Here is a 13,935-nt window from a genome sequence, read left to right on the forward strand (position 1 = left end):
TTGTATCTGCAAAATGAGTCGGATATAATGGGCGGGTAGTTAGATGATGATAAAAAGTAGGAGGTTTCGATTCATGGGAAACTTAAATGTAGCAATCGCTGACGATAATGAGAGAATTTTGGAACTTTTAGATGAAATCATAAGTACAGACAATGAACTTACTGTTGTTGGGAAGGCGAACAATGGTGAGGATATGTGTCACATCATCAAAAACAAAGAGCCGGACGTAGTATTATTGGATTTGATTATGCCTAAAATGGACGGAATTAGTGTGATGGAAAAGATAAATACAGACGCAAGCATAAAGAAGAGACCGGATTTTATTGTAGTGACGGCTGTGGGACAGGAGAGAATTACGGAAGATGCGTTTAGAAAAGGGGCAAATTACTATATCATGAAACCGTTTAATAATGAAATGATTATCAATCGGATTAAAAGTACGGCAAGAGGGAGAGTAAGAGGAACAGTGCAGTCCTCCGCGCAGATTCAGCAGCCTGCTCTGACAAAAGAAAGGCTGGAAGAGTATGTGACGGACATGCTTCATGAAATCGGAATCCCTGCACATATTAAAGGATACCACTATTTGCGGGATTCTATTTTGATGGCAGTGGACGATATGGACGTTTTGAATGCGATTACAAAAGTATTGTATCCGACAGTGGCAAAGAAACATCAGACAACGGCAAGCCGGGTGGAGCGGGCGATACGGCATGCGATAGAAGTTGCGTGGGGCAGAGGCAAACCGGATACACTTGAAGAATTGTTCGGATATACAATCAGTAATGGGAAAGGAAAGCCGACAAATTCCGAATTCATTGCATTGATTGCGGATACAATTCAATTAAAATACAAACGTAGATAAATCTTTTCAACTGGAAATAATTGCGTTATAATATAATTATTATGCGAAAGGTGGAGGAACGAGTATGAGAAAAATCTTATTTGCGGCATCGGAATCTGTCCCGTTTATTAAGACAGGCGGACTCGCAGATGTAGTGGGAAGTTTGCCTAAGTATTTCGATAAGAAAAAGTATGACGTGAGGGTTATGTTACCGAAATATATGTGTATGAAGCAGGAATGGAAAGATAAAATGGAATATAAAACTCATTTTTATCTGGATTTATCATGGAGAAAACAGTATGTAGGTATTTTGGAAACGAAGTTGGACGGAATCACTTTTTACTTTATCGACAATGAATATTATTTTGCAGGCCCGACACCATATGGTAATATTTATGAAGACGTAGAAAAGTTTGCCTTCTTTTCCAGAGCGGTTTTAAGCGCATTACCATTGATTGATTTCAGACCTGACATCATTCACTGTCATGACTGGCAGACGGGACTGATTCCGGTATATTTGGATAACTTCCGTTTTGGTGGAGAATTTTATCAGGGCATTAAGACGGTAATGACGATACATAATTTGAAATTCCAGGGAATATGGGATAAAAAAACAATTCAGGATATTACAGGGCTGCCGGATTATTATTTTACATCGGATAAATTGGAGGCATACAAAGATGCCAACTATTTAAAGGGCGGTATTGTTTATGCAGACAGGGTTACAACGGTAAGTAACTCTTATGCGGAGGAGATTAAGACGGAATTTTATGGAGAACGCCTGGACGGACTGATGAATGCGAGGGCAAATTGTCTTTCGGGAATCGTAAACGGAATTGACTATGATGTCTATAATCCGAAGACAGATAAGATGATTACTAAGAAATACTCGGTAGATACTTTTAGAAGAGATAAGAAGAAAAACAAACTTGCCCTGCAGGAAGAATTAGGCTTGGAAGTAAATGACAAGAAGATGATGATTGGTATCGTATCCCGCCTGACAGACCAGAAAGGTTTCGATTTAATTGCATATATCATGGACGAATTGTGTCAGGACGATATTCAACTTGTTGTCTTGGGGACAGGTGAGGAAAGATATGAGAATATGTTCAGACATTTTGCGTGGAAGTATGAGGGAAAAGTATCTGCGAATATTTATTATTCGGAAGAAATGTCCCATAAAGTGTATGCTTCCTGCGATGCATTTCTCATGCCGTCACTGTTTGAACCTTGCGGTTTGAGCCAGTTGATGAGTCTGAGGTATGGTACGGTTCCGATTGTGCGTGAGACAGGAGGACTTCGCGATACGGTAGAGCCGTACAATGAATTTGAAAAGACAGGAACAGGATTTAGTTTTAAAAATTATAATGCCCATGAGATGCTTGGCATTATCCGTTATGCGGAAAAAGTTTATTACGAGAAAAAACGTGATTGGAATAAGATAGCAGAACATGGAATGAAGAAAGATTTTTCATGGAAGAATTCTGCGAAACAGTATGAGGCGCTGTACGAAAAAATGTAAGATACAAAGGAGTAAGGCATGAAGATTATTGACAGATTAAATGAAGACAGAATAAATATTTCTTTTGAGGTGTTTCCACCGAAAACGGAAGCGGGATTTGACAGTGTGATAAAGGCGGTAGATGAAATTGCCATGTTAGAACCTGCCTTTATCAGCGTGACATATGGCGCGGGCGGAGGAACGAGCAGCAATACGGTTCATATTGCATCTCATATTAAACACGATTTGCAAGTGGAAAGTCTTGCGCATTTAACCTGCGTTTCATCGACGAAGGAGCAGGTACATGAGATGATTTCCACATTGAAAGAAGAAGGAATAGAGAATATACTGGCACTTCGAGGAGATATTCCGAAGGAAACAGAGTTTCCGATTGCCGGTCGGTACAGATATGCCTGTGAACTTATCAGAGAGATAAAACAGCAGGGGGATTTCTGTATCGGTGCGGCGTGCTATCCTGAAGGTCATGTGGAGAATGAGCATAAGAAAGATGATATACAGTACCTGAAAGAAAAGGTTGACAGCGGAGTAGATTTTCTGACGACTCAAATGTTTTTTGACAATAGTATTCTTTATAATTTTCTATATAGAATTCGCGAAAAAGGGATTACGGTTCCGGTTTTGCCGGGAATTATGCCGGTGACGAACGGAAAGCAGATAAGGCGCATCTGTGAGTTGTCCGGGACAGTGTTGCCACAGCGTTTTAAAGCGATTGTAGACCGCTTTGGAGATGCTCCGAAAGCGATGCAGCAGGCGGGGATTGCATACGCGACGGACCAGATTATTGATCTTTTGGCAAATGGCATTGAAAATATTCATATTTATTCCATGAATAAGCCGGAAGTGGCAAAGGCGATTATGATGAATTTGAAAGAAATTATAAAGTAGGAGAAAGCATGGAGAAACGAGTACGGGAAGCGATTCGTTATCTTGGCTTTGGTAAAACTGCGGTAGATGACCGTACATTTGCTCTTATTATAAAATCTTTCAAAGAATTGGAAGAAACAGCAGATGAACGGGTTGTTTACCGCATTTTTTCGTTACAGACAGAGCCGGATAACAAAATAAAAATTGGAAATATGACAATTGACAGTATTCATTTAGGAAAAAACTTAAGAGGCTGTCAGGAAGTCATTCTTTTTGGTGCTACACTTGGCACAGGTGTGGATATGCTGATGAAACGGCGGTCAATTACGGATATGGCTGGCGCGGTTGTTTTGCAGGCATGTGCGGCAGCGATGCTGGAGGAGTTTTGTGACAGGTGTGTGGAAGAGATTTCAGAAGAATTTAAAAGAGAAGGGAAATATCTTCGACCGAGGTTTAGCGCAGGATATGGAGATTTTTCCATCTCTTATCAGGAAGAAATTTTAAGAATGCTTGAGGCGTCCAAAAAAATTGGACTTACAATGACAAAAGGAAGTATGCTGACACCGATAAAGTCCATTACGGCAGTAATTGGGGTGAGTGATAAAAACATATCATGTCATCGGGAAGGGTGCGAAGTATGTGATAAAACAGATTGTGATTACAGAAGGGGATAGACAATGATACTGGAACAATTAGGAAAAAAACTGCTCTTTTTAGATGGGGGTATGGGAACACTTTTGCAGGCGGAAGGGCTTCTGCCGGGGGAACTGCCTGAAACGTGGAATGCAAAGCGAAGAGAAACGGTAATAAATATTCACCGCCAATATTTTGAGGCGGGAAGCGATATAGTTTTAACGAATACATTTGGTGCGAACGCCATTAAATTCCATGATGATTTTTATTCTTTGGAAAACATAATAAAACAGGCGGTCGCAAATGTGCATGAAGGGGCAAAAAAATGTAATAAGTCAAAAGAAGAATACTGCGTTGCCCTCGACATCGGACCTACGGGGAAACTCATGGAACCAATGGGTGATTTATCTTTTGAGGACGCATATAATACATTTGCGGAAGTAATGCAATACGGAAAAGAGGCGGGAGCGGATTTAATTCACATCGAGACGATGAGTGACACATATGAATTAAAAGCGGCTGTCCTTGCGGCAAAAGAAAATACGAATCTGCCGGTGTTTGCGACGATGATTTTCAATGAAAACGGGAAACTATTGACAGGCGGTGATGTACCTTCGGCAGTTTCCATGTTGGAAGGACTGCGCGTTGACGCCATAGGTTTAAACTGTGGTATGGGACCAAAACAGATGCTGCCGATTTTAAAGGAAATGAGAAAATACACGTCACTTCCGATTATTGTAAAAGCAAATGCAGGACTTCCAAAACAAAAAAACGGTGAGACGTACTATGATGTGAATCCTGAGGAATTTGCAAATGCAATGGCAGAAATTGTTGAGGAAGGCGGCTGTGTAATCGGCGGTTGTTGTGGGACAACACCGGAACATATTTCCGAAATGAAAAAAATGTGCGGGAATAAACAAATAAAAGTTCCTCAAAAAAGAAGTGAGACCATTGTATCTTCCTACGGAAAAGCGGTTGTATTTGGAGAAAAACCAATTATCATTGGGGAACGAATCAATCCTACCGGAAAAAGTAAGATGAAACAGGCGCTAAAGGAGAATCAATTAGAATATCTTTTGAAAGAGGCGATTACGCAGCAGGAAAAAGGTGCGGATATTCTTGACGTCAATGTAGGGCTTCCTGACATAAACGAACCTGAAATGATGAAAAAAGTCATACCGGAAATTCAGAGCGTAACAAACCTTCCGCTGCAGATTGATACGGTAAATGTGGCTGCATTAGAAGGGGCAATGCGTTTGTATAATGGTAAACCGATGGTGAATTCGGTTACGGGCAAACAGGAATCTATGGATAAATTTTTTCCGCTCATTCAGAAATATGGGGGAGTCGTGGTGGGACTTACACTCGATGAGGCTGGGATACCAAAGACAGCGGAAGGCAGACTTGAGATTGCGAAGAAAATTATTCGGGAAGCAGAAAAATACGGCATAGATAAAAAAGATATTGTAATAGATGTCTTGACGATGACAATCAGTTCAGAACCGGAAGGGGCAAAGACGACACTGGAGGCGTTGGAGATGGTGCGAACAATATGCGGTGTCCATACGGTCTTAGGTGTGTCAAATATTTCTTTCGGATTGCCGACAAGGCCGATTATCAATGCAAACTTTTATACAATGGCAATGCAAAAAGGGCTGAGCGCAGGAATTATCAATCCCTCCTCAGAGGAGATGATGAATTCGTATTATGCCTTTTGTGCATTGATGAATTTAGATGAAAACTGTGAGAACTATATCGCAAACTGTATGCCGAAAACAGTGGAAACAAAGCCTGTAACAACACTTACATTAAAAATGGCGATTGAAAAAGGATTAAAAGAAGAGACTGTACAGTCTGTCAAGAGTTTGATTCAGACGGAGAAACCTTTGGAGATCATTAATAATTATCTTATACCGGCATTGGATACGGTAGGCAAAGGGTTTGAAAAAGGAACGGTATTTCTTCCACAACTTCTTATGAGCGCAGAGTCCGCAAAAGAAGCGTTTGCCATTTTAAAAGAAGAATTGTCAAAATCCGGTCAGACTGATGCTAAAAAGGAAAAAGTCATTTTGGCAACGGTAAAAGGTGATATTCACGACATTGGGAAAAATATTGTGAAAGTGCTTTTAGAAAACTATGCTTTTGACGTGGTAGATTTAGGAAAGGACGTGCCACCGGAAAAGGTCGTGGAAGCAGCAAAGGAAAACAATGTAAAACTGGTAGGTTTAAGTGCGCTGATGACAACAACGGTAGTCAGTATGGAAGAAACAATCAAACAATTGAGAAAAGAAGTTCCCGACTGCAAAGTAATGGTAGGAGGGGCTGTTCTCAACCAGGAGTATGCAGATATGATAGGAGCAGATTTTTACGGAAAAGACGCAATGCAGTCTGTCCATTATGCGCGGAAAATATTAAAACACTAGGAGGATAAAATGCGAGGATTAAAAACACCTGTAAGATATATTAGAAGAAAAGTATTTGAGGAAGTGGCAAGAGTAGGTTTTACATCTACTCCTGAAACACTGATTGAGGATATTGAAGAAATTCCATATCGTCTTGTCAATGAAGAAATGGAAAAATACAGAGAAAGTGTATACCGCTCCCGTGCAATCGTGAGAGAACGTCTGAGACTTGCTATGGGAATGTCACTTCGCCCGGAAGATAAACCGGTGCACCTGACAGCGGGAATTGAAGAGAGCAATATTTCAGCAAAATATTATGAGCCGCCTCTTATGCAGGTGATTCCGTCAGCCTGCGCGTCCTGTGAGGAAAAAGAATATGAGGTCAGCAATATGTGTAAAGGCTGCGTGGCACACCCGTGTAAAGAAGTCTGTCCCGTAGGAGCCATTTCCATGAAAGACGGTCATTCATTTATCGATCAGACAAAATGTATTAAATGTGGAAAATGCAAAGCGAACTGTCCGTACGATGCGATTGCAAAAAAGGAGCGCCCATGTCAGAAGTCGTGTGGTGTAAATGCCATTGTTTCGGATAAATACGGACGTGCGAAAATCGACAATGACAAATGTGTTTCATGTGGAATGTGCATGGTTTCCTGTCCGTTCGGAGCGATTTCAGATAAATCTCAAATTTTCCAGTTGGCGAGAGCGTTAAGAGAAGGCGGGGAAATCATTGCGGAAATTGCTCCTGCGTTTGTGGGGCAGTTTGGAGCCAATATTACACCGAGAAATATTAAGGCTGCTTTACAGGAGTTGGGATTTAAAGAAGTATATGAAGTCGCCTTGGGGGCAGATATTGGAGCGATTTCGGAAGCGCATCATTATGTGGAAAAAGTAGTTACGGGAGAGTTACCGTTCTTATTGACATCATGCTGTCCATCGTGGTCTATTTTGACAAAAAAATATTTTCCGGATTTAGTAGATCAGGTTTCGCAAGAATTGACACCTATGGTTGCCACTGCGAGAACAATTAAGCAGGAACACCCGAATGCAAAAGTAGTGTTTATCGGACCATGTGCATCTAAGAAATTGGAAGCGTCACGCAGAACAGTGCGAAGCGATGTGGACTTTGTTATTACCTTTGAAGAACTGCAGGGAATGTTTGATGCGAAAGGAATTAATCTGGAAAAATATGAGGCGGAATCCTCTTTCCATGATGCGACAGGTGCAGGACGCAGTTATGCGGCAGCAGGTGGAGTTGCCGCTGCAATCGAAAAATGTATTAATGAATACTACCCAGATGTGGAAGTCAATATTGAACACGCAGAAGGACTTGCAGAATGCAAAAAAATGCTTGTTCTTGCGAAAGCAGGAAAAATGAACGGCTGCCTAATCGAAGGAATGGGTTGTCCGGGCGGCTGTATTGCCGGAGCAGGAACGAATATTGAAATTCCGAAAGCAAAAAAAGCGCTGGGCGAATTTGTTTCAAAATCTTCAAAAGACATACCGGCAAAAGAACTGGAAGAAATAGAATTGAAATAACTTTCTTTTTGTGTTATGATAAATAAACCGTGATAAGTTTAATGTATGGAGGTGCATAGATTATGGCATTTTGGGCAACATTAATTCAAACAATCATAAAAATGGTCATCGTTGGTGCAGCGGCATTTGGTGGCATTATGTTAGGAAAGACGTTACGCAAAAGGAAGAATGAAAAGAATAAATAAGTATAAGACGGGGTGGATTGTCCACTCCGTTTTTACATGTGCATTATGAGAGAAACGTATTTGACAAAAGAAGAAAGTAACTTTATAATTAATAGTTAGCAAATTAATCAGAAATGATTGTTAATATTTTATGAGCAGGAGGACAACAATGCAACCATATGGAGTAAATGAATTGAGAAAAATGTTTCTTGACTTCTTTGAAAGCAAAGGACATTTGGCAATGAAGAGTTTTTCGTTAGTGCCACACAATGACAACAGCCTTTTATTAATCAACTCAGGAATGGCACCGTTGAAACCATATTTTACAGGACAGGAGATACCGCCGAGAACACGTGTGACAACCTGTCAGAAATGTATCCGTACAGGAGATATTGAAAATGTAGGAAAGACAGCAAGACACGGTACGTTTTTTGAGATGCTTGGAAACTTTTCTTTTGGAGACTATTTTAAAAGAGAAGCGATTAAGTGGTCATGGGAATTTCTTACAGAAGTAGTAGGTTTAGATGCTGACAGACTTTACCCTTCCGTATATGAGGAAGATGAGGAAGCATATGAGATTTGGAATAAAGAGATGGGAATTGCACCGGAACGTATTTTCAAATTTGGGAAAGAAGACAATTTCTGGGAGCATGGCTCAGGCCCATGTGGTCCATGTTCAGAAATCTACTATGACAGAGGTGAGAAATACGGCTGCGGACGTCCGGATTGTACGGTGGGCTGCGAATGCGACAGATATATGGAAATCTGGAATAACGTATTTACACAGTTTGACAATGACGGAAAAGGACATTACGAAGAATTAGAACAGAAAAATATTGATACGGGTATGGGATTGGAGCGTCTTGCATCTATCGTACAGGACGTGGATTCTATTTTTGATGTGGATACATTGAAAGCGCTCAGAGAACATATTTGTACACTTGCGGGAACAGAGTATGGAAAAGAATACAGTAAGGACGTATCTATCCGAGTAATTACCGATCATATCCGTTCTGTAACGTTTATGATTTCAGACGGTATTATGCCTTCAAATAACGGAAGAGGATATGTACTTCGCCGTCTGCTTCGCCGTGCGTGCCGTCACGGACGTATTTTAGGAATCGAAGGACAGTTCTTAACAAAACTTTGCGAGACGGTTATCAATGGTTCTAAAGACGGTTATCCTGAATTGGAAGAAAAGAAAGATGCTATTTTTAATGTAATCCGTCAGGAAGAAGAACAGTTTAATAAAACAATCGACCAGGGATTAGGCATTCTTTCGGAAATGATTCAGGAAATGACAGAGAAGAAAGAGACAACATTATCAGGCGAAAATGCGTTTAAATTATACGATACATATGGATTCCCTCTTGATTTAACAAGAGAGATTTTGGAAGAAAAGGGATTCGATATTGATGAAGAAGGATTTAAAACTTCTATGGAAGAACAGCGTGTAAAAGCACGAAAAGCGCGCGGCGTAAGCAATTACATGGGTGCGGACGCAACCGTATATGACGAGATTGACCCTTCCGTTACGACAGAATTTGTCGGATATGATCATCTGACATACGATTCAGACATTACTGTTTTGACAACAGAAAATGAAATTGTAAATACACTTTCTGAAGGAGAAAAAGGAACTATTTTTGTAAACCGGACACCATTTTATGCAACAATGGGTGGACAGGAAGGTGACAAAGGTCTTATCACAACAGAGCATGCTGAGTTTGCAGTGGAAGAAACTGTTAAACTGTTAGGCGGAAAAGTAGGACATGTCGGCAAAGTAACAAAAGGAAGTTTCACTGTTGGAGATGCGGTAAATCTTTCTGTAGAGGAAAACGGACGTGCAAATACCTGTAAAAACCACAGTGCAACACATTTGCTTCAGAAAGCATTAAAGACGGTTTTAGGATCTCATGTAGAGCAGAAAGGTTCTTTAGTGACACCGGACAGACTTCGTTTTGACTTTGTACATTTTTCAGCGATGACACCGGAAGAAATTGCAAAAACAGAAGAATTAGTCAACGCGGAAATTGCAAAAAACAATGCGGTTATTACGGAAGTAATGAATATTGAGCAGGCAAAAGCAACAGGCGCGATGGCATTATTCGGTGAAAAATATGAGGAAGATGTTCGTGTTGTATCTATGGGAGATTTCTCAAAAGAACTTTGTGGTGGAACGCATGTTGCAAATACAGGTATGATTACAACATTCAAAATTCTTTCAGAGGCCGGTGTGGCTTCAGGAGTACGCCGTATCGAAGCGCTCACAGGCGATGGAGTATTTGCATACTACCGTGAGATGGAAAAAGAATTAAATGAGGCAGCAAAAGTTGCAAAGACGACTCCGGCACAGTTAAAAGATAAAGTAGAACATATGTTGTCTGAAATCAAATCATTACAGAGTGAGGTAGAGGCGTTAAAGAGCAAACTTGCCAAAGACGCTCTCGGTGATGTTATGAACCAGATAACAGAGGTAAAAGGTATAAAATTGCTTGCGACTGCAGTAGAAGACGTTGATATGAACGGGCTTCGTGATTTGGGAGACCAGTTAAAAGAAAAATTGGGAGAAGGTGTAGTTGTTATTGCATCTTCTGCAAACGGTAAAGTTAACCTGATTGCCATGGTTACAGATGGAGCAATGGAAAAAGGCGCTCATGCAGGTAATTTAATTAAAGGAATTGCGGCACTTGTAGGCGGTGGCGGTGGAGGTCGTCCAAATATGGCACAGGCAGGAGGAAAAAATCCTGCAGGAATTCCTGATGCAATCGCTAAAGTACAGGAAGTATTAGAAGGGCAAATTTCTTAAGAAAAACAAAAAAAGAGTTTTTTTGGAAAGAAACAGTTGACGAAACGATAAAATATGCTATAATACAGTGTAGTGCAATAAAAATACCCGAACAGTCGTATGATGCACAATATAGGGCTGGAGGGGAGGTTAGGTGTGAGACTATGTCAAATGTAATCGTAAAAGAAAACGAAACGTTAGATAGTGCTTTACGCAGATTCAAAAGAAACTGTGCAAAAGCTGGTATTCAACAAGAAATTCGTAAAAGAGAACATTACGAAAAACCAAGCGTAAGACGTAAAAAGAAATCTGAAGCTGCTAGAAAACGTAAATTTAACTAATATGTGCAAAGTGAAGGGAGTGTTGTAAAATGCTCCCTTTTTATACTAGTACTAATGAGGATAAGATGTATGTGGAATGCAACGTTATTTGGAATTGAAAGTTATAAGATGATATTATGGTTTTTGACTTACAGTATTTTAGGCTGGATAGTCGAATCTATTTATATGTCTATTTGTAATCGTAAACTGACAAACAGAGGGTTTGCAAAAGGACCTATCTGTCCGATTTATGGCGTGGGCGCATTGACGGTATTTGTTATTTTAAAACCATACAGCCATAATATGTTATTACTTTTCTTATTCGGCTCGATACTTGCGACAACACTTGAATATGTAACTGCAATTATTATGAATAAGATGTTTGGAGAAATTTGGTGGGATTATACAGATAAACCTTTTAATTACAAAGGGATTCTTTGTTTGGAGAGTTCAATTGCATGGGGGTTCTATACAATTATCCTTTTCGCATTTTTACATGGATTTGTAGACGGTTTGGTAAATCGTATTCCTTTCACGGTAGGAAGAACAATAGGAACAATTATATTGGCATTAGTGGCAGTTGATTATACCATTATGCTGTATAAACAAAAGAAAGAAAGTTTGCCAAAGCGCGTTATAAGATGGAAAGAAAGTATCTTATTGAAGATAAGAAGATAGGAAGTGAACAAAATGGACTCCAAAATGGACGTGAAAAAGTTTTTGATATATTATGGAATCATGTCAGTTATCATTATTGTTTTTGGAAAAATGTTTCCGGAATGGGTGAAAGATAATACAATGTTATATTATATTATTCTTGTGGGAGCAGCGTTTCCGGCAGATATATTATCAAGACGAGGAAATAAAAAAGATAAATAGAGAAAAGCATAGTTATTGGAAACGGTGGCTATGCTTTTTTCGTTGTATTCCCTTTTTGCAAATGACATAAATCAAGATTTTATTGCTTATAATGTAACAGAATATAGGCTAAGGAGCGATTGAGAAAATGAAAGTAATAGTATCCGTAATCATTAGTTGTCTGTTGCTTGGAGAATGTGTTTATGCTGCACCACAGAAAGAAGAAGCGAAAATAGAGGCGGTATCGGGAATTGTGATGGAGGCGTCTACCGGAAAAATGATTTATGAAAAGAATGCAGATGAGAAACTGCCACCGGCAAGTGTGACAAAGGTAATGACGATGCTGCTGATTTTTGATGCCATTGAATCAGGAGAGATAAAGTTGGAAGATAATGTTACCGTGTCGGAATTTGCGGCATCAATGGGCGGCTCTCAGGTGTTTCTGGAACCGGGAGAAACGCAGACGGTGGAAACGATGTTAAAGTGTATCGCTGTTGCGTCCGCAAACGATGCATGTGTGGCGTAGAGAGATAGGAGACATCTAATAGAACCCTTATAAGACATATACATATGATAAATTAAACATTTGAATAAGTCTATATGTATTATAAGTGTATGTAGGTTTATTCTAGTGCTTAATGAGAATATGATGCTTTTGTGTAGAGTTGCGGTATTGAGAATGGAATGTTATAATAAAAATAAAGTATAAATGGCAAGGAGAACTATTATGTGTGATGTATAAAAATATGAGAAGTTATATCGAGAAATAGAAGAATTAAAGCCAGAAGATACTTTGCAGTTAATGCTGGAGGCTGAAACAGAAGAACAGAGAGAGTTTTATCAGGTAGTAGGGGATTTTTTGCTTCAGAAAAAACAAAGAGAAGTTATTGAGATGGGAAAAGGAAATTTCTAATTAGAAGGAAGAAAAGTATATGGATATAAATAAATTATTGGAGAAAAAACGAATCATAGATGAGGGAAAGCCTTCGATTGATAAGATAACGCTATCGTCTTATGAAAAGGATTTTGAGTTGACTTATACACATAATTCAACTGCGATTGAAGGCAATACCTTAACACTTATGGAAACTAAAGTTGTATTGGAAGATGGTATTTCTGTAGGAGGAAAAGCGTTAAGGGAGATATATGAGGTAGTTAATCATAAAAAAGCGTATAGATATATTAAGAAGTGTATTGCAGACGGGAAGAAGTTAAATGAAAATATTGTGAAAGATATTCATCAGATTTTGACGGAAAATATTATTGCAGGCGGTATATATCGTAATCAGGAAGTTAGAATTAGTGGTGCAAGTCATATTCCTCCAGTGAGTACAGATATGTTTATTCAAATTAAAAATTTTTATGCTGATTTAGAATGGAAAGAGCAGGTTTTAAATCCGATCGAATATGCGGCATGGACTCATACGGAGTTTGTACGTATTCACCCTTTCATTGACGGTAACGGTCGTACATCGAGGTTGATTATGAATTATCAGTTGATGTTGAAAGGTTTTTTGCCTGTATCTATCGCAAAAGAAAACAGACTAGACTATTACAATGCTTTAGAAGACTATGCGGTAAATGAAAATCTAAATCTGTTTGCAGATTTGATTGCGGATTTGGAAGAAATTCAGTTGGATAATTATATTGGAATGATTTGTTAAAATAAAGTAGTTGGTGAATAATATGAAAACATTAAATCAATATATGGTTGGACAATTAAAAAATGACGAGTTTAGAAAAGAATGGGAGAGTTCGCAACCTGAACTTGATGTAATACGTGCAATAGTTGATGCAAGAACTTCTCGGAATTTAACACAAAAAGGAATTTCTTTCCAACTGAAATGAGTATAGCCTGTAAGGATATATTCATGCAAGGCGGTAGGGCAAACGGTAGTGCGGCAGAACATGATAGAGAGTAAATTTAAGATATAAAGTATAAAAGTAGAGGCAAAAATAACCTCTACTTTTTTTGTGTATGAAATTGAGACTATGAAGAAAAGT

General features: G+C 39.2%; 13 protein-coding genes and 1 pseudogene. All 14 read left to right on the forward strand.

The genetic code is table 11. The annotated features are described in order from the left end of the window. Positions 1-73 precede the first annotated feature (73 nt). The 14 genes and pseudogenes from spo0A (at position 74) to ACYQ35_RS06245 (ending at position 13,779) form a co-directional block, all read left to right on the forward strand. Positions 74-862, forward strand: coding sequence for a sporulation transcription factor Spo0A (spo0A, locus tag ACYQ35_RS06180; RefSeq protein WP_009757167.1), 789 nt, complete (start codon positions 74-76; stop codon positions 860-862). 64 nt (positions 863-926) lie between these two features. Then, the gene (gene glgA / locus ACYQ35_RS06185; RefSeq protein ID WP_459831221.1) at positions 927-2,363 is read left to right on the forward strand and encodes a glycogen synthase GlgA; all 1,437 of its coding nucleotides are present in this window, start codon (positions 927-929) and stop codon (positions 2,361-2,363) included. 18 nt (positions 2,364-2,381) lie between these two features. Further along, complete coding sequence (metF, locus tag ACYQ35_RS06190; RefSeq protein WP_459831224.1) at positions 2,382-3,248, forward strand: methylenetetrahydrofolate reductase [NAD(P)H]; 867 nt, start codon at positions 2,382-2,384, stop codon at positions 3,246-3,248. An 8-nt stretch (positions 3,249-3,256) separates the two neighbouring features. Next, positions 3,257-3,901, forward strand: a complete 645-nt coding sequence (locus tag ACYQ35_RS06195; RefSeq protein WP_459831229.1) for a Vitamin B12 dependent methionine synthase activation subunit — start codon at positions 3,257-3,259, stop codon at positions 3,899-3,901. A gap of 3 nt (positions 3,902-3,904) precedes the next feature. Further along, positions 3,905-6,283 carry a homocysteine S-methyltransferase family protein gene (locus ACYQ35_RS06200; protein ID WP_459831232.1) on the forward strand — a complete coding sequence of 793 codons (2,379 nt, stop codon included), beginning with the start codon at positions 3,905-3,907 and terminating at the stop codon, positions 6,281-6,283. A gap of 9 nt (positions 6,284-6,292) precedes the next feature. Then, positions 6,293-7,801 (forward strand): 4Fe-4S dicluster domain-containing protein, encoded by a 1,509-nt coding sequence (locus tag ACYQ35_RS06205; protein WP_459831235.1) that lies wholly within the window; start codon positions 6,293-6,295, stop codon positions 7,799-7,801. A 62-nt stretch (positions 7,802-7,863) separates the two neighbouring features. Beyond that, positions 7,864-7,986 (forward strand): hypothetical protein, encoded by a 123-nt coding sequence (locus ACYQ35_RS06210; protein ID WP_009757161.1) that lies wholly within the window; start codon positions 7,864-7,866, stop codon positions 7,984-7,986. A gap of 148 nt (positions 7,987-8,134) precedes the next feature. Next, the gene (gene alaS, locus ACYQ35_RS06215; RefSeq protein WP_459831239.1) at positions 8,135-10,774 is read left to right on the forward strand and encodes an alanine--tRNA ligase; all 2,640 of its coding nucleotides are present in this window, start codon (positions 8,135-8,137) and stop codon (positions 10,772-10,774) included. Between the two features lie 143 nt (positions 10,775-10,917). After that, a complete protein-coding gene (gene rpsU, locus ACYQ35_RS06220; RefSeq protein WP_006864570.1) occupies positions 10,918-11,094 on the forward strand; it encodes a 30S ribosomal protein S21 in 177 nt (58 codons plus the stop codon). A 69-nt stretch (positions 11,095-11,163) separates the two neighbouring features. Then, positions 11,164-11,751, forward strand: coding sequence for a putative ABC transporter permease (locus ACYQ35_RS06225; RefSeq protein WP_459831246.1), 588 nt, complete (start codon positions 11,164-11,166; stop codon positions 11,749-11,751). Between the two features lie 12 nt (positions 11,752-11,763). Continuing rightward, positions 11,764-11,952 (forward strand): hypothetical protein, encoded by a 189-nt coding sequence (locus ACYQ35_RS06230; RefSeq protein WP_009757158.1) that lies wholly within the window; start codon positions 11,764-11,766, stop codon positions 11,950-11,952. Between the two features lie 127 nt (positions 11,953-12,079). After that, positions 12,080-12,454: pseudogene (locus ACYQ35_RS06235) on the forward strand (D-alanyl-D-alanine carboxypeptidase family protein); the annotation flags it as partial. Positions 12,455-12,863: 409 nt separating this feature from the next. After that, positions 12,864-13,595, forward strand: a complete 732-nt coding sequence (locus ACYQ35_RS06240) for a Fic family protein (RefSeq protein ID WP_459831250.1) — start codon at positions 12,864-12,866, stop codon at positions 13,593-13,595. A 22-nt stretch (positions 13,596-13,617) separates the two neighbouring features. Continuing rightward, positions 13,618-13,779 carry a hypothetical protein gene (locus ACYQ35_RS06245; protein ID WP_459831253.1) on the forward strand — a complete coding sequence of 54 codons (162 nt, stop codon included), beginning with the start codon at positions 13,618-13,620 and terminating at the stop codon, positions 13,777-13,779. The last annotated feature ends 156 nt before the right edge of the window (positions 13,780-13,935 follow it).

Source organism: Faecalimonas hominis (assembly GCF_054660755.1).

Bases quoted from the DNA above. Each gene is read 5' to 3' on its own strand.
- spo0A (WP_009757167.1), top strand. From the start codon at position 74: ATGGGAAACTTAAATGTAGCAATCGCTGACGATAATGAGAGAATTTTG.
- glgA (WP_459831221.1), top strand. From the start codon at position 927: ATGAGAAAAATCTTATTTGCGGCATCGGAATCTGTCCCGTTTATTAAG.
- metF (WP_459831224.1), top strand. From the start codon at position 2,382: ATGAAGATTATTGACAGATTAAATGAAGACAGAATAAATATTTCTTTT.
- ACYQ35_RS06195 (WP_459831229.1), top strand. From the start codon at position 3,257: ATGGAGAAACGAGTACGGGAAGCGATTCGTTATCTTGGCTTTGGTAAA.
- ACYQ35_RS06200 (WP_459831232.1), top strand. From the start codon at position 3,905: ATGATACTGGAACAATTAGGAAAAAAACTGCTCTTTTTAGATGGGGGT.
- ACYQ35_RS06205 (WP_459831235.1), top strand. From the start codon at position 6,293: ATGCGAGGATTAAAAACACCTGTAAGATATATTAGAAGAAAAGTATTT.
- ACYQ35_RS06210 (WP_009757161.1), top strand. From the start codon at position 7,864: ATGGCATTTTGGGCAACATTAATTCAAACAATCATAAAAATGGTCATC.
- alaS (WP_459831239.1), top strand. From the start codon at position 8,135: ATGCAACCATATGGAGTAAATGAATTGAGAAAAATGTTTCTTGACTTC.
- rpsU (WP_006864570.1), top strand. From the start codon at position 10,918: ATGTCAAATGTAATCGTAAAAGAAAACGAAACGTTAGATAGTGCTTTA.
- ACYQ35_RS06225 (WP_459831246.1), top strand. From the start codon at position 11,164: ATGTGGAATGCAACGTTATTTGGAATTGAAAGTTATAAGATGATATTA.
- ACYQ35_RS06230 (WP_009757158.1), top strand. From the start codon at position 11,764: ATGGACTCCAAAATGGACGTGAAAAAGTTTTTGATATATTATGGAATC.
- ACYQ35_RS06240 (WP_459831250.1), top strand. From the start codon at position 12,864: ATGGATATAAATAAATTATTGGAGAAAAAACGAATCATAGATGAGGGA.
- ACYQ35_RS06245 (WP_459831253.1), top strand. From the start codon at position 13,618: ATGAAAACATTAAATCAATATATGGTTGGACAATTAAAAAATGACGAG.